The following is a 17,845-nucleotide window of genomic DNA, read 5'->3' as shown; positions in this document are numbered from 1 at the left end:
CTTTGATTGTTTTGGCAGCTATTGGCTGTAACAAATGCGGGCGTCACTTATTTATACATTTTACGCTAGTTTCGTAGGCCAAAAAGTTTATTAACATGGAATATCGTCGCCTGGGCCGCTCCGGCCTACAGTTAAGTGTATTAAGTTTTGGCAGTTGGGTTAGCTTTCACAAACAAATTGATGATACAGTTGCTGACCAGCTTATGGGTATGGCTTATGATAGCGGCATCAATTTTTTTGACAATGCCGAAACCTATGCATTGGGGGAAAGCGAAAAAATGATGGGACGTGTCCTGCGAAAGAAAAATTGGGACCGCAGTTCTTTTACCGTTTCCTCGAAGGTTTTTTTTGGCTGGCGCGGTAAAAATAACAAGCCTAACCAAACCGGGTTAAGCAGGAAACATATTGTGGAAGCTTGCCATGAAGCGCTTGGCCGTCTGCAGTTAGACTACCTGGATATGTATTTTTGTCACCGTCCCGATACCAGTGTACCGATTGAAGAAGTTGTTTGGACCATGCATAACCTGGTTCAGCAGGGAAAAATTTTGTATTGGGGCACCAGCATGTGGAGTGGTGCTGAAATCATGGAAGCGCATAGGGTAGCAAACCAATTTGGATTAATTGCGCCGGTAATGGAACAACCCCAATATAATATGTTTGAAAGGAATAAAGTTGAGCTTGATTATCTTCCGGTTTACCAAAATGTTGGATTAGGAACCACAATATGGAGTCCGCTTGCTGCAGGTTTTTTAACTGGCAAATATCTTGGTGGGTTTCCGGAAGGGTCACGCCTGGCCATAGAGGGCTTTGAATGGCTGAAGGAGAGGTGGATGCAGGAAGAAAAAATTTCCAGGCTGAAACAGCTCGATGCATTAGCCAAAGAGCTAGGCGTTTCATTAGCCGGGATGGCTATTGCCTGGACCATTCGCAATCCGCATGTTACAACGGCCATCCTGGGTGCAACCAAGGCGAGCCAGCTGGAGGAAAATCTTAAATCCCTTGCTATTCTACCGTTACTGACTGATGAGGTTATGCAACGCATTGACCATATCCTGGACAATAAACCCGCTCTTAACCTTATGTGATCTTGTCACCCGGCGGGTAATACCCGCCGGGTGAAAGATGACTTCAGGTCCTCGAGATTGCAGCAATTGGGTGTAGAAATAATGTTGTCGGTAAATTGTTTCAGGTAACCGACAATAATTGCTTCCTCTGTAAGGGAAGGGTATTTTCTGGTAAAAGGAATTTCTGTTTCCTGGATATTGTCAAAGGAAGGGTCATCTGTTTTTTGTTTTACTAAAATATTCCTAAGTGCAACCGCCAGCCGGGTTTTTACGCTAACGGTATTAGAAACACCGAACAAAACCTGCGGTTTGGTTTCAAGCCCTATATTGAAAACGTACTGCTCCATTTCCTCGAAATCGAGGTTCTGGCAATTAATATACAGGCACCCGTCACGAATACCCATTACCTTGCCGCTATAGCGGTGCCCTTCTGAAACGGATTTCACGATAACCTGCCCACTTTCATGTTCTTTTAAAGTAAAAGGTGTTTTAATGATATTTTTACTGCCATCCGTTTTTTGGTAGTACAGGAAATAATTCCCGAGATAATAACTTTTTACAATTTGCAATGAGGACTTGCTGAATCCGGGAACAGGTATAGCTGGTTTTGCGTTTATGGTGCGGTTTTCCTGTTGCCAGCTTTCCCAGTCTTTCATAGGCACTTTTAAAAATACCAGCAATGCATTCATTTTGATGAATTTGCAGTCGCCGCCCTGCCAATAGCTTTGCAGGGTTTTGCCACTTACCCAGTTATAAATGCGGTATTCGTTCATGTTACCCAATAACTTCAGGTAATCGTACAGGTTATGACAGCGCAATCGCTGCATTTCTTTTTCCAGCTTTTGTTTACCTATTATAAGGTTCAGTTCAACCAGTTCTGGATTTGCTACAACCTCACGGGTAATCTCCTTATTAATAACCCTTGCAACAGTATTAAATTGGGTACGGGTAAAACTGTTCCAGTCGTGTTTGCCACGCGGCTTTAAAGCATTTAAAACCAGGTAGTCCTGCTCAACGGCTCTTTTTATTTTCTCGGTAAAATGCATATGTAAAAATGGTCAAATCTTTTGACTTAAATATCGACTAAATAATGACTAAAATTAAAATATTGATAATCAGCATTTTAATTTTATAAGAAAAAATAATTTGACTTAGATTTTGTCTGGTTTGACTTATTCATTTTTAAAGGATCAAACTCAACAGTTGCTTTTTGTGAAATGGCTCATTTACACAAACAACCTAAATGCCTTGTATGATTTACTTTCTGAGAAAATTATTATCAGTTTCAGCAGCATTATCACTGCTAATTTTCCTGCCGGGATTCCTTCTGGCGCAAACGGTCCAGGTTAAGGGAACCGTAAAAGATGCGGAAGGAAAAGCCATCTCTGGTGCTTCTATTATGGTAAAAGGGGCAAATAAAGGAGTGTCTTCAGCAGAGGATGGATCTTTTTCCCTAACAGTCCCGGCCGGGCCAGCAACACTGGAAGTTTCTTCTGTAGGGTTTGCAAAAAAATCTGTCCAGCTTTCCGGGCAATCAACAATTGTTGACATTGTTCTTCAGGAATCAAAGAGCCAATTAAGCGATGTAGTTGTGGTCGGTTATGGAACCCAGCGGAAATCAAACCTGACCGGTGCGATTTCCTCCATCAGCAATAAGGACTTCAAAGACCAGCCTGTTTCTAACCTGGCCAGCAGCATACAGGGTAAGGTTTCCGGAATAAATGTGACATCGCCTTCGGGTACTCCCGGTGCCGGCTTGCTTGTAAGTATCCGCGGCGCGCAAAACCCATTATATGTAGTTGATGGAATTCCGATGCTTAGTGAAAGTAATTCTGCATTATCTACCTCTTTCAATACAACAGGGGAAGAGGTTGGTAAGGGCCAGAACCTGAGTTCAATTTCAGACATTAACCCGGATGATATTGAGTCTATTGAAGTATTGAAAGATGCTTCATCTGCGGCAATTTATGGCGCCCGCGCTGCAAACGGTGTTGTATTGATAACTACTAAAAAAGGTAAATCAGGAAAAACACAAATTGGCTTCAACAGTTATTATGGCATGCAGCAGGTGGCTAAGAAAATAAACTTTATGAATTCTGACCAGTTTGTATCCATGGTTGAAGAAGCCAGGGCTAACGACCTGGCAAAATACAATGCCGACAATTCAGTATTCGGACCTGATTTTGATCCTTCCGTTCTGACCGATCCGTTACATTATAAAGCCGGTCCGGGTGCTGTAAATACCGTATGGCTCGATGAAGTAATGCGTACGGCACCTATTGGTAATTATGAACTTAACCTTCGTGGCGGAAATGATAAAACACATTTTTACCTGAGTGGGGGTTATTTCGACCAGCAGGGTATTGTGATTGAGAACTATTTCAAAAGGATGAATGCGCGACTGAATCTTGACCATGCCGTAACGGATAAATTCCTGATTGGCACTAATATATCGGTTTCTAAAACCAACAACCACCGCAGTTTTAATGATAATACCTACACTGGAATTATTACCAATGCGATTGGTGCATCTCCTTTGATGCCTGTTTATGATGAAAATGGTAATTACGCCAAATTCGAGGATTACCAGGCAAACTGGTTAAGTGATAACCCTGTAAAATCTGCAAAGGAAATAAAGGGTTATACTACAAGTTACCGTTTCCTGGGATCAGTATTTGCAGAATATAAGATTACTCCGGACCTTAAATTCAAAACAACATTAAATACCGATTATAGTGCCGTTGAGGATGAATTATTCCTGTCTGCATTAACCACAGATGCAGAAGCAGTTGGCGGGAAAGCATTTAATGGCAACTTCCGTAATACTACCTGGCTGAATGAAAACACACTGAACTACCAGAAATCATTTGGGGACCATAACCTTGGCCTGCTGGCTGGTTTTTCACAGCAGGAATCAAAAAATGAACGTACAAGTATGTCGGGACAAGGTTTCCCTTTAGGGAGCGGGTTGACCAATATTTCCAGTGCGGCATTGATAACAGGTGCGACACAGACTGGCAGCGGATGGCGATTACATTCTTTCCTTGGTCGTGCGAACTACGATTATAATGGAAAATACCTTGCCAGTGTAACCTTCAGGGCTGATGGTTCTTCCCGGTTTTCAAAGGGGAACCAGTATGGGTATTTCCCATCGGCAAGTGTAGGCTGGAATATTGACCGTGAGGCATTCATGGCTAACTCGAAAGTGCTTACTGCCCTTAAACTGCGGGCAAGTTATGGTTATACCGGTGACCAGGAAATTGGAGACTTCCAGAATATTTCTTTCTGGCAACCGGGTCGTTATGATGGGCAATCAGGGCTTCGTCCGAGAAATATTGCCGATCCGAATCTAACCTGGCAAAAAAATAAATCATTCAATATTGGTGCTGATTATGAAATCCTTGGCGGTGTTATTGGTGGTTCTATGGAATACTATGTAGCCAATCGTACAGACCTGCTCAGCAATATACCCATTGCAGGTACAACCGGTTTTGCAACATTGACCACCAATGGTGGAGAAGTGGAGGATAAGGGATTTGAATTTTCACTCAATAGTAAAAATATCTGGAACAATAAATTCCGCTGGACAACCAATTTCAATATATCATACCAGAAAAACACCATCAAAAAACTGCCGGTTGACGGTGAATTAGTAAGTGCATATAATGATATTGCTCCTACGCATATCATGAAGGTTGGTGAATCAGTCGGAACATTCTGGGGTGTAAAATACCTTGGGGTAAATGAGCAGACCGGAGACGCTATGTTTGATGACGTTAATAAAGACGGTGTAATTGATTTTAATGACGCCCAGATTATCGGGAAGGCCCGGCCCGACTATTACGGAGGGTTAACCAACAATTTCAAATACGGCAATTTTGATTTCCTGATTGCCTGCCAGTTCAGCATTGGCAATGAGGTATATAACCTCATCAGGCCGGTATATGAGAACCTGGGATACAGCAATGACGGCGGCTTGGACCAGGTATTTGCCAATAACAGCACCCATTCGCTGGATCGCTGGCGCAAACCAGGAGATAAAACTGATGTTCCCCGGTTTGCATTTGTAGAAAAAAACTACTTTGAAAACTCATCGATGTTTGTGGAAAATGCCTCTTTCTTCCGTTTCCGCACAGTGAACCTGGGATATACATTTAATAAACAGAAACTTCATAATATAGCGAACCTGCGCTTATATGCACAGGTCCAGAACCTGTTTGTATTTACCAACTATAGCGGTTTTGATCCTGAAGTAAGTTCAACGGGAGGCAGCAACGACCGCACAGCTGGTGTTGATTATGCAGCCTATCCGCAACCCAGGGTATTCACATTCGGACTTACAGCAAGTTTCTAATCCAAAAAATTGTCAACCATGAAATTTTCCATAAAAAGTATAATTTTTTTCCTGGCTTTAACTTCTATGTTCGCCTGCCAGAAACTGGAAGTTGTTTCTCCAAATGATGTTGCCAGTGAAGATGTTTTCAAAGATGCAAATGGCCTTCGTTCAGCGCTTATAGGCCTTTACAGCACTTTACAGCAGAGGGATTATTATGGTGGGTATTATCCGCTGATTGCCGACCTGAACAGTGATGTGGCAAAAGCAGGCGGATATGATAACCCGGCCCTGAATGAAATAGCTGACCATGCTGTAACTTCTTCCAACATTTATGTTGAACAGATATATGTAGCGTTATACAAAAGCATAACCAATGCAAACGCTATCATCGATGCTGCGGATAAAATAGAGGACGTTAACCTCACCGAAGAAGAAAGAAAGCGTATAAAAGGGGAGGCAATGGCCATTCGTGGAATGATTCATTTTGATTTGTTAAGGATGTTCGGCTACCATTGGAATAATGCTTCTGAATTTGGCATCCCTGTTGTGACTACTGTGCAGGGACCCTATGATATAGTTGCACGCAGTACAGTTGCTGAAACTTATGCGTCTATCATAAAAGACCTGACAGATGCGGTTGGCCTACTTTCCAATGCAGAGATTAATGCAAAATATATGAACCTGTTGGCCGCAAAGTCAATACTTGCAAGAGTTTACCTGTACGAGAAAAATACAGCCCAGGCAGCTTCACTTGCCCAGGAAGTAATTGATGATGGCAGTTTCAGCTTACTGGACGCAGATAATTTCACTAAGATTTATTCTGGTCGATTAAGTTCAGAATCGATTTTTGAACTAAGCTTCGATTCACAGAACCCCAGTTTCTATAACGGAACAACTTATGTGAGGGAAGATGCATTGCGGTCGGAAATCCTTTTTATTGCCAGTGAAGGATTGCATAATTTCTTTGAGGCAAGGCCCGGCGACAGAAGAAGCGAATTGGTTGATTTTGTAAACAATGATCCCAGCATTCTACCAGATGGAAGAACCCAAAAATACCGTGGCGAAGTAGCTAAGGACAATCCGGCTTACATTATTAGGATAGCCGAGTTATACCTGATTGCAGCTGAAGCAAAAGGTCTGGCTGGTGGTGGGCTTTCCTTATTAAACACGCTTAGGGTGAACAGGGGAATGAATGAACTAAAGCCTGCAGATGTAGAAAATGAAACTGCTTTCCAGCAGTTTGTGGCAGATGAAAGGCTTGCTGAATTGAATTTTGAAGGGCATCGTTTTTTTGATCTTGCCAGAACGGAGAAGATCCATGATGTAATAGGGGTTGACCAGGAAAAAGGTGTATTCCCGATTCCGCAGCGTGAATTAATAGCTTCTAAAGAACAGGTAAAACAGAACCCGGGGTTCTAATTAATTTTTATGGCACATTACCCGTTAATAGAATTGTTAAAACGAGCCTTTATCAATTCCCTTGACCAGGATGGCATTACAGCAGGAGAATTTCAGGCCTGGCAAAAAAGCAGGCGGCATTTCCTGAAGCAAACCGCTGTAGTTGCAGGTGGGATGGCATTTCTGCCATCTTGTTTGCAGGCTGATCAAAAGCCCCGGGTCGCTATCATTGGTGCGGGCATAGCGGGATTAAATGCTGCATGGCAGTTACGAAAAAATGGTATACTGGCTGATGTTTATGAGGCCAGTAATCGTACAGGTGGAAGAATGTGGTCGCTGAACGAGGTGTTCGGAAAGGAAATTTATTCCGACCTGGGTGGTGAATTCGTAGATACATCTCATGCAGATATTATCAAACTTGTGGAAGAGTTGGGCCTTTCTTTTCTTGATTTGCGTACGGACCCATTTGTAAAGCAGACCTATTATTTTGATGGAAAAGTATTTTCCGAGGAGGATCTGGTAAAGGCTTTAACACCATACGTGAAACAGATGGTAAAAGACATTACCTCACTGCCTGAACATATTTCTTATCGCACGGCTCCAGATTTTCAACGACTCGATGATATGTCTATTTCAGAATATCTCCAGTCGATTGGAATTTCCGGATGGCTATACAATTATCTCAATGTATTGCTGACCCGTGAATATGGTATGGAGATAACTGAACAATCTGCAATTAATTTCCTGATCATGTTCCAGGCGCCGTCCAATGATACAGGCAAGTATTCATTGTTTGGTGAAGACCATGAAGTATTCAGGATAAAGGGCGGGGCTATGCACCTGACTGATACTTTGTATAATAAAATGCCCGAACAGATAAAATTTTCACACAGGCTAACAGCTATTAATTCGGGCAGTGACGGTAAAAGTTATGAACTGGAGTTTTTTACCGGTGGTAAAAACCAGACTATCACGGCGGATTATGTGATTTCAACCATCCCATTTACAATCCTTAGAAATATTCCAATGAAGGTTAATATGCCTGCAGGAAAACGAAAGTGTATTGATGAACTGGGCTATGGGAACAGCTGTAAACTTATTTTAGGAATGGATAAAAAGCCATGGCGTGACCAGAAAATGCAGGGGTATACTTTTACCGATATTTCTTTTGGTTGTGGTTGGGACAGCAGTAACCTGCAGTCTGAACGGGAAGGCAGTTTTACGGTGTTCGGTGGTGGCAGGTTCAGTGATATGGTTAGTGATACCCCGATGAAAGAACTGGAAATAAATTTCTCCGGTGGCCTGGATACAATTTACCCCGGGGCAAAAAAGGCCTACAACGGGAAAAATATCAAGTACTGCTGGGCAGGTAACCCATTTAGTAAAGCCGGCTATAGCGCTATGAAAAAGGGGCAATGGTCTACATTGGCTGGCTGGGAAGCAGAGCCTGTTGGCAATATCTTTTTTGCAGGAGAACAAGTGAGTCTTGAATTCCAGGGTTATATGAATGGAGCAGCAAAAACAGCCGCTATTGCTGCTGAGGCAGTTATGAAAAAAATAAAATCAAAAACCAGTTAAAATGGCGCTGTTTCAATCAATATTCCCCTTTAACAGGGAGTTAGTGAATGAGTATCCCCTGATGGATGAAACGCAACTCAATAATGCCCTTGTTTCGGCCGAATCCGGTTATGAAAAATGGAAGCGGTTAAGTTATAAAGAAAGGTCAACTGTACTGAAAAATGCAGCATCCATTCTTCGTAATAACAGAAACCAATATGCGCAGCTGATTACCCGTGAAATGGGAAAGATTTTCGCAGAGGCTGAAGGTGAAGTGGAGAAATGTGCCTGGGTATGCGAATATTATGCGGAAAATGCAGCATCTTTTTTACAGGATGAATTGCTGGATGCGGGTTACTATAAAAGTTTTGTAACCTACCAGCCAATAGGCGCAGTGCTTGCAATAATGCCCTGGAATTTTCCATTCTGGCAGGTATTCCGATATGCAGCACCAACGCTGATGGCAGGAAATGTAACCTTGCTGAAGCATGCACCGAATGTTTGTGGCTGTTCTTTGGCAATAGCTGATATTTTTAAGCAGGCCGGGGCTCCGGATGGTGTATTCCAGTCCCTAATTATTGATACGGATGCCGTGGAAAGGATAATTGCTTCGAACATTGTCCAGGCCGTTACACTTACCGGGAGTGAAAGAGCGGGGCGTTCCGTGGCATCGCTTGCCGGTAAGCACATTAAAAAATCACTGCTTGAATTGGGAGGTTCCGACGCGCTGATCGTATTGCCGGATGCTGATATAAAAAAAGCCGCAACAGTTGCATTGCAATCGAGGTTGCTCAATGCGGGCCAGTCCTGCATTGGATCCAAAAGGTTTATAGTGCTTAAGGAAGCCATGAATGATTTTATGCATTACCTGCACGAAGGTATCCTGCGATATAAACAGGGCAATCCATTTGAAGCTGGCATTACTACCGGACCAATGGCCAGGCCCGACCTGGCTGCAAATTTATCTGAGCAGTTGAATGCTTCACTAAAAGCAGGTGCACATCTCGATTTTGGCGGGCAGGTGGATGGATGCAATTTCACGCCTGCAATTTTGCTGAATGTGCATCCCGGAATGCCAGCGTTTGATGAAGAAACATTCGGGCCATTGGCGGCTGTAATTACTGCAAATGATGAGCAGGAAGCAATTTCCCTTGCAAACCAGTCGCAATACGGCCTTGGTGGCAGTGTATGGACTTCAGATATTGGGAAGGCAATAGCCATCGCTAAGCAGGTAACAACTGGTGCTGTATTTATTAACTCGCTGGTTAAATCAGACCCGCGACTGCCTTTTGGTGGCGTGAAGAAATCCGGATATGGCCGGGAGCTTGGCCGGCATGGTATACTCGAATTTGTAAATGCGAAAACAATTGCCGCAGAATTATAAAATAAATGACATGAACGATATTTTAGAAAGGTCAGCAGAATTGCTGCAGAGAAGAAGAAAGTTTGTACCAAACGCTATAGGAATTTTTAATCCATCAACAGCAGTAAGTGCAAAAGGGGCAGTTATCACTGATGCTGATGGAAAAGAAATGATAGACTTTGCCGGTGGTATTGGTGTGGTAAATGCCGGCCATTGTCCACCGCCTGTAGTGGAAGCCATTGCCCGCCAGGCTGCAACAATGATACATTGCAGCTTTAATGTGGCCACCTATGAACTATATATGGAACTGGCTGAGAAATTGGCCAACCTGTTTCCACATGGTGAGCAGACTAAAGTAATGCTTACTAATTCGGGTGCAGAAAGTGTGGAGAATGCTATAAAAATTGCGCGGCAGGCAACAGGCCGCCAAGCCATTATATGCTTTGGCGGCGCTTTTCACGGCCGCACCATGATGGCAATGACACTCACCTCAAAAGTGGGATACAAGATCGGCTGCGGACCGTTTTCCCCGGAAGTGTACCGGATCCCGTTTCCAGATTATTATCGTTATGGAACGGGTTTGAACCTGGATGAGTTTTCAGATATCCATTTACGTGAGCTGGAAGATTTTTTCCATACTAATGTTCCTGCCGGACAGGTTGCTGCTATTATAGTTGAGCCTGTGCAGGGCGAAGGCGGATTTAATGTAATACCGCAGCCTTACTTACATGGACTTAGAAAAATATGTGACAAGTACGGCATACTGCTTATCCTGGATGAAGTGCAAAGTGGGTTTGGCCGTACTGGTAAATGGGCTGCCTACCAGCATTTTGGTGTGGTGCCTGATATCTCAACCTGGGCCAAAAGCATGGGTAGCGGGATGCCGATAGGTGCCGTGATTGGCAAGGCGGAAATAATGGATGCCTGCCAGCCTTCAACCATTGGCGGCACTTACCCTGGTAACCCCGTTTGTTGTGCGGCTGCTATCGCCACGATTGATTACATGGAGAAAATCAATATTAATGCATTGGGTGAAAAGGTAGGAAAGGTTGTCCGCGACCGATTCAACGACATGAAGAAAAAATTCCCGGTAATAGGCGATGTACGCGGGTTAGGGGCAATGATGGCCTTTGAGCTTGTTAAGGACCAGGATCCGTTTCGTCCGGATGCAGAGCTTTGTAAAAAGTTAATTGCTTTTTGCGCAGAACATGGATTAATTGTAATAAGTGCCGGTGTAAATGGAAACATCATAAGGGTATTGAGTCCATTGGTGATTGAAGAAAACCTGCTGGACAGAGGATTGGATATTATCGAAGCCGGGCTTGCTGCACTTACCTCAAAATATTAATTACATGAACAAGCAATTTATAAACGGCCAATGGGTTAATGCAATCGATGGACATACCCATGAACTTATTAATCCTGCCACTGAGGAAGTATTGCATACCATTAGTTATGGTAATGATAAAGATTGTATAATAGCTATTGAAGCCGCGCAGGAAGCCTTCCGGAAGTGGAAATTAACCACACCTTATACCAGGGCAACTATCCTGAAAAAGGCAGCTGATTATTTAAGAGAGAACCTGGATGAAATTGCCCGGGATATGGTTTTGGAAAGTGGTAAACCACTTGCCGAGGCAAGAGGAGAATTCACTGTCGCTGCGAACCTTTTTGAATGGTATGCAGAGGAAGGTAAGCGTGCGTATGGGAAAGTGATTCCAACTAACCGCACTGATAAAAGAAGTTCAGTAATATGGCAGCCACTGGGTGTTGTTGGGGTTATCACTGCCTGGAATTTCCCCGCCTACAATCCGGCACGTGCCTGGGCGGCCGCACTGGCAGCGGGATGCACTGTTGTTGCAAAGCCGTCAGAAAGCACGCCTTTGTCTGCATATCATATGGCAAAGGCCCTTGAACAATCCGGATTACCAGCTGGTGTATTGAATGTCCTGACTGGCGAATCATCCTCTATAGGACAGGCGATGCTTGATCATCCACTGCTTAAAAAAATAAGCTTTACCGGGAGCACCAGGGTTGGGAAAATCCTGATGGACGGGGCCTCAAGGACCCATACAAAATTGGCCCTGGAACTTGGCGGTAATGCACCAGTACTCATTTTCGAAGACGTAGATGTAACTGCAGTTGCAAAATCTGCCGCACTTGCCCGATTCCGTAATAACGGCCAGGTATGTATCGCTCCCCAACGCTTCTATGTACACCATAAAATTTATCACCAGTTTGCAGAAGCCGTTACAGCTTATGTGGCAGCCATTAAGGTGGGTCAGGGATTTGAAGAGGGTGTACAGGTTGGTCCGTTAATTACAAAAAAACAACGGGATAGTGTTCTGGAGCTTTTAGAAAAAACCCGGCAGGAACAGGCAAATATTTTAACGGGTGGTAATATTCCGGCAGACAAGCCAAATGGGTATTTCCTACAACCCGCTGTGGTATCTGGCCTTGACCAGGACTCAACATTAGCGAGAAATGAAATATTCGGGCCAATATTACCCTTGTTTTCATTTACCGATGCAGAAGATGCAATTAAAAAAGCCAATGATACTGAATATGGATTAGCGGCTTATTTGTTTACCAATAACTTAAACACCGCCATCCATGTTTCCGAACAACTGGAATTCGGTATGGTTGGTATTAATGAATGGGCGCCTCATGGCACAGAATCCCCGTTTGGCGGTTGGAAGTACAGCGGACAGGGTCATGAAAGCGGCAGCGAAGGGTTATTTGAGTACATGGAAAAAAAACTAATCAGCATAGGCGGATTGTAAATTATGGGAAACTACGGAATCATATCATTGCTGCCGCCTTTGATTGTAATAGCCATAGCAATCAAAACCAAACTTTCACTGGAACCTTTGCTTATTGGTTGCCTTGCAGGTTATATCATTGTTGGGAAGTGGGATTTTTTCAATGCCATTATCGCTGCATTTACCAAAGTAATGCAAAATGACCTGATGGTTTGGGTCATTATCGTGTGCAGTCTTTATGGAGCCTTGATACAGTTAATGATCCGGAGTGGGGGCGTTCTTGCTTTTGGTGAATACCTGCTGCGTTTTGTAAAGAACAGGGAAAGGTCATTGCTGACAACCTGGGCTTTTGGATCTTTTATGTTTGTTGACGACTACCTGAATGCTTTAACCACAGGTACCACAATGAAAAAGCTGACAGATCATTACAAGGTTTCGCGCGAGATGCTGGCATTTGTTGTGAGTTCAACGGCAGTTCCAATTTGTGTAATCGTACCTATATCAACCTGGGTAATTTTTATCAGTAAACTGCTGGAAGGGAATGGCCTGGCTCCTGCCGGTAAAGGAATTTCGGTTTACCTGGGTATCATACCTTATATTTCTTATGGCTGGGTGCAATACCTTTTGGTTCCACTAGTCATATTAGGCATAGTGCCAATCATAGGGAAAATGAAAACAGCCAATCACCGGGCATTAACTACAGGACAGTTGATTCCCGATAACTCAGAAGAATTTTCCCTGGAAGTTGAACCCTTTGATGAAAAAGTAAAAGGGAATATCTGGTACCTGGTACTTCCTGTATTAGTGTTAATAACCGCAACGGTACTGATGGACCTGGATGCGCTGAAAGGAATTATTATAGCCCTTGCGTTTACATTGATTTATTATAGTATAAAAAAAGTAGCACCATTTAAAAAATTATCAGAGTCAGGCATTGAAGGCATGAAAAGCATGCTTTTTGCATTGGTACTACTGCTCTTTTCCTACCTGCTTAAAGATTTAGGCGATGAAATGGGATTAACACAGTATGTGATCAGTGTAGTAGAACCAGTAGTAAATAAAAACTGGTTACCACTGGCGGTTTTCCTGTCACTCGGATTGATTGCTTTTACTACGGGTAACTCCTGGGGACTTTACGCTATTGCTGTTCCGCTTGTTATACCATTAGCGCATGACCTTGGCTGTAATGTATGGGTTTGTATTGGTGCAGTTATCAGTGCCGGGACTTTTGGCGCGCATGCCTGCTTTTACAGCGATGCAACAATACTTGCCGCCCAGGGCGCCGAATGTAATAATTACCAACATGGCATCACACAACTGCCTTTTGCCTTGATATCATTTACGGTCACCTGTATTGCCTATGTTGTAATGGGTTATATGATTGCTTAAATATGAATTGATGGAAACAAAAAAATATTTTTATCGTAAAGACATAGGCAATGGCCTTGTGGTGCAGAGTATGCAGCCAGAAGATGCGGGCCAGCTGGAGGCTTTACAAAGGATTGTATTTCCAACCCTTGCTGATGATGAACTGATCAGGGCGGAACATTACCTTCGGCATCTTGAATTATTTCCCGAAGGCCAGCTGGTGATAAAAGATGGTGATAAAGTAGTTGCAATGACCACTACTATGCGAAGTAAATTTGATTTCGACCATTATCACCATACGTTCAAGGAAACCATTGCCGGCGGATGGTTAACCAACCATGACCCGGAAGGGGATTGGCTATATGGCCTCGATATTGGTGTGCATCCGGATTACCGGGGAAGGGGACTTGCCCGTATATTATACAGGGCAAGGCATGAAATTGCCCGCCAACTTGGATTAAAAGGCCAGATCACCGTAGGTATGATGAATGGATACGGTGCAGTTAGTGACCAGATGAGTGGTGAACAGTTTTACCAGGAATTGCTGGCTGGGAAAAGGACAGACCCGACCGTTTCTGCGCAAATGAAAATTGGATTCGAACCAATTGCTTTGATCCCGGATTACCTTAATGATCCAGCCTGCGGTAACTATGGCGTATTAATCAAAATTGACATTGATAAAACAATATAATATGAATTATATACAACTTAAAACAGCATTACCCGGACCAAAAGGACAATCTATCCTGGAGAGAAGAAAACAGGCATTGCCCAGTGGGCTGGCTAAATCAACCGAAGTGGTTGTGGAGCGGGCTGAAGGAGCATTGGTCTGGGATGTTGATGGCAACCAATTGATTGATTTTGCCGGCGGTATAGGCATGATTAATGTTGGTCACTGTAACGAAGCCGTTGTAAGAGCAATCAAGGAACAAGTAGATAAATACATTCATACCTGTTCACTGGTAACTACCATTGAGCCATATATCGAGCTGGCTGAATTGCTCAATAGCAGTACCCCCGGAAATTTTCCCAAGAAAACCTTGCTGGCAAACTCCGGTTCAGAAGCTGTTGAAAATGCAGTAAATATTGCCAAGTACCATACCAGGCGGAATGCCGTATTATGTTTTGAAGGTGCTTATCATGGCCGGACTTTACTTACACTTAGTTTAACAAGCAAGTATGCCCTGTTCAAAAAAGGCTTTGGAACTTATGTTCCGGATATCTACCGTATCCCGGCGCCCAATATGTATCGTAAAACCGACGGCATGACCGAGGAACAATATGTTGCGCATTGTATCCAAAACCTTGAACGTGCCCTGATTGCACAGGTTGATCCTGAATCACTGGCAGCAATCATTATTGAACCAGTACAGGGAGAAGGCGGGTTCCTGCCAATCCCTGCGCAGTACCTGCAAAAACTGCGTGATATCTGTGATCAGTATGGTATTGTATTTATTGCGGATGAAATCCAATGTGGTGCAGGCCGTACGGGAAAGCTCTATGCAATTGAACATAGCGGTATTGTTCCTGATATTGTGGTAAGTGCCAAATCAATTGGCGCCGGTATGCCAATCAGCGCCGTAACCGGGAAAGCAGAGATCATGGATGCCCCGCACCTGGGCGGGATTGGTGGTACATACGGTGGAAGCCCTGTAGCCTGTGTGGCCGCTATTGAAGCCATTAAAATCCTGAAAAGCGAATCATTTTTAAAGCGTGCCTGTGAAGTTGGCAGCATTATCAGTACTACTATGTCTGGCTGGAAAGAAAAATATCCAATCATTGGTGATACCAGAGGAGTTGGGGCGATGCAACTGGTGGAATTTGTAAAGGACCGGAATGCCAAAACTCCAGATATGGATGTAGCCATGGAGGTGATGAAAGATGCCATAAATAACGGCCTGATACTAATAAGGGCCGGATTGTACAGCAACTGTATCCGCTTACTCCCGCCTATAGTAATAACAGATGAGCAGTTGAAAGAAGGACTTGCTGTTCTGGAATCAGCTATCGCAAGAGCACAACAAAAAAGAAATTGAAAACACTGATCCATAATGCTGCGTTATTGTCTTTCCAGGAGGGCCTCCGGAAAGGGGGAAATGCATTGCTCATAGAGAATAACCTGATCAGGGCAATTGGCAGTTATGATGAATTACAACCCCTGGTTGATGGCAATACTTTGCAAATTGATGTTGATGGCAGGACAATAATGCCCGGATTGAATGATACCCATATTCATATCTGGAAAGTGGGTAACCTAAAAACTTATATGCTAGACCTGCGTGGCGCGTCATCACTGGAAGAGATGCTGGATACGATACGCGATTATGACCGGAAGTATCCTGATCTCGAATGGATTGTAGCAAGAGGTTTCAATGAGGCGGGCTGGACCAACAATAGGTTGCCAGAAAAAAAAGACCTTGACAAAATTGTACCCGGGAAGCCGGTATATGTAATCAGAACCTGCGCGCATATTGCAGTTGCAAATACTGCAGCATTGCAATTTGCAGGAGTAAATGCAGCTACGAAAATCCCCGATGGCGGTGTGATGCATTTAGGGGACGATGGCGAACCTAATGGAATCTTATCTGAAACTGCACTGGGATTGGTGGCCAATCATATTCCCCCTTATACAAAGCAACAGTTAAAGCATATGGTACTGGCTGCGCGCAATGAGATGTACCGGTATGGTATAACTGCAGCTACTGACCCTGCCGTAGATCCCCTGTTACTGGAAGCATATAAAGAAATGAATGAAGCCGGTGAATTAGGCTTTCGATTAAACGCCATCCCTATATTGTTGCCCGACGGAGGTGAAGAGCCCTATCCATTGCCAGAGCTTTTCGAATCGTCTTTCCTTCGTTTGAATACGGTTAAATTCTTCAGTGACGGAGGGCTGAGCGGAAAAACCGCAGCTTTAAAGAGAACGTATAAAAACAGCACAGAAAGAGGGGTATTGCGACTGGTGGCCGGCCAGTACCGGCAACTTTGCAAATTAGCCCTGGAAAAGGGCCTGGGCATTGCTACCCATGCAATAGGTGATGCCGCAATTGAATTTGTAGTGGATATTTACAAGGAGATGCATGCCCTTTTTCCCAACAGCATCCGACGGATTGAGCACCTTGGCCTGCCAGAACAAAAACATCTTCAGGAAATGGCCGGGAATGGCATATCCGCATCAATGCAAACTATTTTTTTAAGTGAGCTGGGAAAGAACTTTATACGGTATCTGGATGAAGATTACCTAAGCAGGTGCTACCCGGTAAAATCAGTCCTTGACCATGGGATCCTGGCTGCTTTGTCCTCAGATGCTCCTGTAGTCAATAATTTTAATCCCTTTAAAGGTGTGTATGCTGCAGTTAGCCGTAAAGACGACCAAGGTAACCTGATTGCCGGCGGTGAAGCCATCAGCATCCGTGAAGCATTACAGCTATATACAGGAAATGCTGCTAAAATTAGTGGCGTAAAGGAATTCGGGAAGCTGGAAGAAGGAATGCTTGCAGATTTCATTGAATTGGAAAAAGACCCACTGTCTACCCCTATTGATGAAATTCCGGAACTCAAAGTTGTGAATACCTGGGTTGATGGAAAAATTGCCTGGTCTGCCTGATCAGCGGAGTCCTAAAAAAAGCCCGATGCGCGTGCACCGGGACTTTTAATTTTTTGTACGATTCAGAACACTACCATGGTTCAGGTCATCGATAGGTACAAATTTTACTGGTCATTCGCTAGGAATTGGATCGCGTGATACTGGATTTTAAACTTCTTGTCAGTTAAAGGTCCCAATCATTTTTGGTGGTTCATTGGATGCTTGGTGCTCTGGTCTTTCCTTGGATTTGGATACTTGGTCTTTCTCGGATCTTGGATAATTAGTCTTTCTTTGGATTTGGTTTTTCTGGTTTTTCTTCGGATTTGGCTTTTGGTCTTTCTTAGGATTTTGGTGATTTGGTATCGATCAACTGACATAACAAAAGTATATCCTAAGCAATACCTGTACAAG

Annotated in this window: 12 protein-coding genes; 11 read left to right on the top strand and 1 reads right to left on the bottom strand. The window is 43.7% G+C overall.

From position 1 onward, the window contains the following. Positions 1–95: 95 nt before the first annotated feature. Positions 96–1,085 carry a potassium channel beta subunit family protein gene (locus tag LAQ65_RS17005; protein ID WP_224118198.1) on the top strand — a complete coding sequence of 330 codons (990 nt, stop codon included), beginning with the start codon at positions 96–98 and terminating at the stop codon, positions 1,083–1,085. 5 nt (positions 1,086–1,090) lie between these two features. Here the strand turns inward: LAQ65_RS17005 and LAQ65_RS17000 are convergent, their stop codons facing one another. Further along, complete coding sequence (locus LAQ65_RS17000; protein WP_224118197.1) at positions 1,091–2,110, bottom strand: hypothetical protein; 1,020 nt, start codon at positions 2,108–2,110, stop codon at positions 1,091–1,093. A 206-nt stretch (positions 2,111–2,316) separates the two neighbouring features. Between LAQ65_RS17000 and LAQ65_RS16995 the strand changes: the two genes are divergently transcribed. Genes LAQ65_RS16995 through LAQ65_RS16950 form a run of 10 tightly spaced genes read left to right on the top strand, consistent with a single transcriptional unit; the run spans position 2,317 to position 17,455 of the window. After that, positions 2,317–5,418 carry a SusC/RagA family TonB-linked outer membrane protein gene (locus tag LAQ65_RS16995; RefSeq protein ID WP_224118196.1) on the top strand — a complete coding sequence of 1,034 codons (3,102 nt, stop codon included), beginning with the start codon at positions 2,317–2,319 and terminating at the stop codon, positions 5,416–5,418. Positions 5,419–5,436: 18 nt separating this feature from the next. After that, positions 5,437–6,819 carry a RagB/SusD family nutrient uptake outer membrane protein gene (locus LAQ65_RS16990; RefSeq protein WP_224118195.1) on the top strand — a complete coding sequence of 461 codons (1,383 nt, stop codon included), beginning with the start codon at positions 5,437–5,439 and terminating at the stop codon, positions 6,817–6,819. 9 nt (positions 6,820–6,828) lie between these two features. Further along, on the top strand, positions 6,829–8,376 hold the full coding sequence (locus LAQ65_RS16985; protein WP_224118194.1) for a flavin monoamine oxidase family protein: 1,548 nt from the start codon (positions 6,829–6,831) through the stop codon (positions 8,374–8,376). A 1-nt stretch (position 8,377) separates the two neighbouring features. Next, a complete protein-coding gene (locus LAQ65_RS16980) occupies positions 8,378–9,739 on the top strand; it encodes an NAD-dependent succinate-semialdehyde dehydrogenase (protein WP_224118193.1) in 1,362 nt (453 codons plus the stop codon). Positions 9,740–9,749: 10 nt separating this feature from the next. Continuing rightward, positions 9,750–11,066: an aspartate aminotransferase family protein gene (locus LAQ65_RS16975; RefSeq protein WP_224118192.1), complete on the top strand. Its 1,317-nt coding sequence runs from the start codon at positions 9,750–9,752 to the stop codon at positions 11,064–11,066. Positions 11,067–11,070: 4 nt separating this feature from the next. After that, a complete protein-coding gene (locus LAQ65_RS16970; RefSeq protein ID WP_224118191.1) occupies positions 11,071–12,501 on the top strand; it encodes an NAD-dependent succinate-semialdehyde dehydrogenase in 1,431 nt (476 codons plus the stop codon). Between the two features lie 3 nt (positions 12,502–12,504). Further along, positions 12,505–13,869, top strand: coding sequence for a Na+/H+ antiporter NhaC family protein (locus LAQ65_RS16965; RefSeq protein WP_224118190.1), 1,365 nt, complete (start codon positions 12,505–12,507; stop codon positions 13,867–13,869). Between the two features lie 10 nt (positions 13,870–13,879). After that, on the top strand, positions 13,880–14,539 hold the full coding sequence (locus LAQ65_RS16960; protein ID WP_224118189.1) for a GNAT family N-acetyltransferase: 660 nt from the start codon (positions 13,880–13,882) through the stop codon (positions 14,537–14,539). Position 14,540: 1 nt separating this feature from the next. Then, the gene (locus LAQ65_RS16955; protein ID WP_224118188.1) at positions 14,541–15,884 is read left to right on the top strand and encodes an aspartate aminotransferase family protein; all 1,344 of its coding nucleotides are present in this window, start codon (positions 14,541–14,543) and stop codon (positions 15,882–15,884) included. Further along, positions 15,881–17,455 (top strand): amidohydrolase, encoded by a 1,575-nt coding sequence (locus LAQ65_RS16950; RefSeq protein ID WP_224118187.1) that lies wholly within the window; start codon positions 15,881–15,883, stop codon positions 17,453–17,455. The genes LAQ65_RS16955 and LAQ65_RS16950 overlap by 4 nt, the downstream gene beginning before the upstream one ends. Positions 17,456–17,845 lie beyond the last annotated feature (390 nt).

It is taken from the genome of Flavihumibacter profundi (assembly GCF_020076305.1).
Lineage (GTDB): Bacteria > Bacteroidota > Bacteroidia > Chitinophagales > Chitinophagaceae > Flavihumibacter > Flavihumibacter profundi.
Note: the sequence above shows the minus strand (reverse complement) of the source record. Positions and strands in the feature narration are given on the sequence as shown.

Excerpts from the sequence above, each read along its gene's own strand:
- LAQ65_RS17005 (WP_224118198.1), top strand. The coding sequence starts at position 96 with ATGGAATATCGTCGCCTGGGCCGCTCCGGCCTACAGTTAAGTGTATTA.
- LAQ65_RS17000 (WP_224118197.1), bottom strand. The coding sequence starts at position 2,110 with ATGCATTTTACCGAGAAAATAAAAAGAGCCGTTGAGCAGGACTACCTG.
- LAQ65_RS16995 (WP_224118196.1), top strand. The coding sequence starts at position 2,317 with ATGATTTACTTTCTGAGAAAATTATTATCAGTTTCAGCAGCATTATCA.
- LAQ65_RS16990 (WP_224118195.1), top strand. The coding sequence starts at position 5,437 with ATGAAATTTTCCATAAAAAGTATAATTTTTTTCCTGGCTTTAACTTCT.
- LAQ65_RS16985 (WP_224118194.1), top strand. The coding sequence starts at position 6,829 with ATGGCACATTACCCGTTAATAGAATTGTTAAAACGAGCCTTTATCAAT.
- LAQ65_RS16980 (WP_224118193.1), top strand. The coding sequence starts at position 8,378 with ATGGCGCTGTTTCAATCAATATTCCCCTTTAACAGGGAGTTAGTGAAT.
- LAQ65_RS16975 (WP_224118192.1), top strand. The coding sequence starts at position 9,750 with ATGAACGATATTTTAGAAAGGTCAGCAGAATTGCTGCAGAGAAGAAGA.
- LAQ65_RS16970 (WP_224118191.1), top strand. The coding sequence starts at position 11,071 with ATGAACAAGCAATTTATAAACGGCCAATGGGTTAATGCAATCGATGGA.
- LAQ65_RS16965 (WP_224118190.1), top strand. The coding sequence starts at position 12,505 with ATGGGAAACTACGGAATCATATCATTGCTGCCGCCTTTGATTGTAATA.
- LAQ65_RS16960 (WP_224118189.1), top strand. The coding sequence starts at position 13,880 with ATGGAAACAAAAAAATATTTTTATCGTAAAGACATAGGCAATGGCCTT.
- LAQ65_RS16955 (WP_224118188.1), top strand. The coding sequence starts at position 14,541 with ATGAATTATATACAACTTAAAACAGCATTACCCGGACCAAAAGGACAA.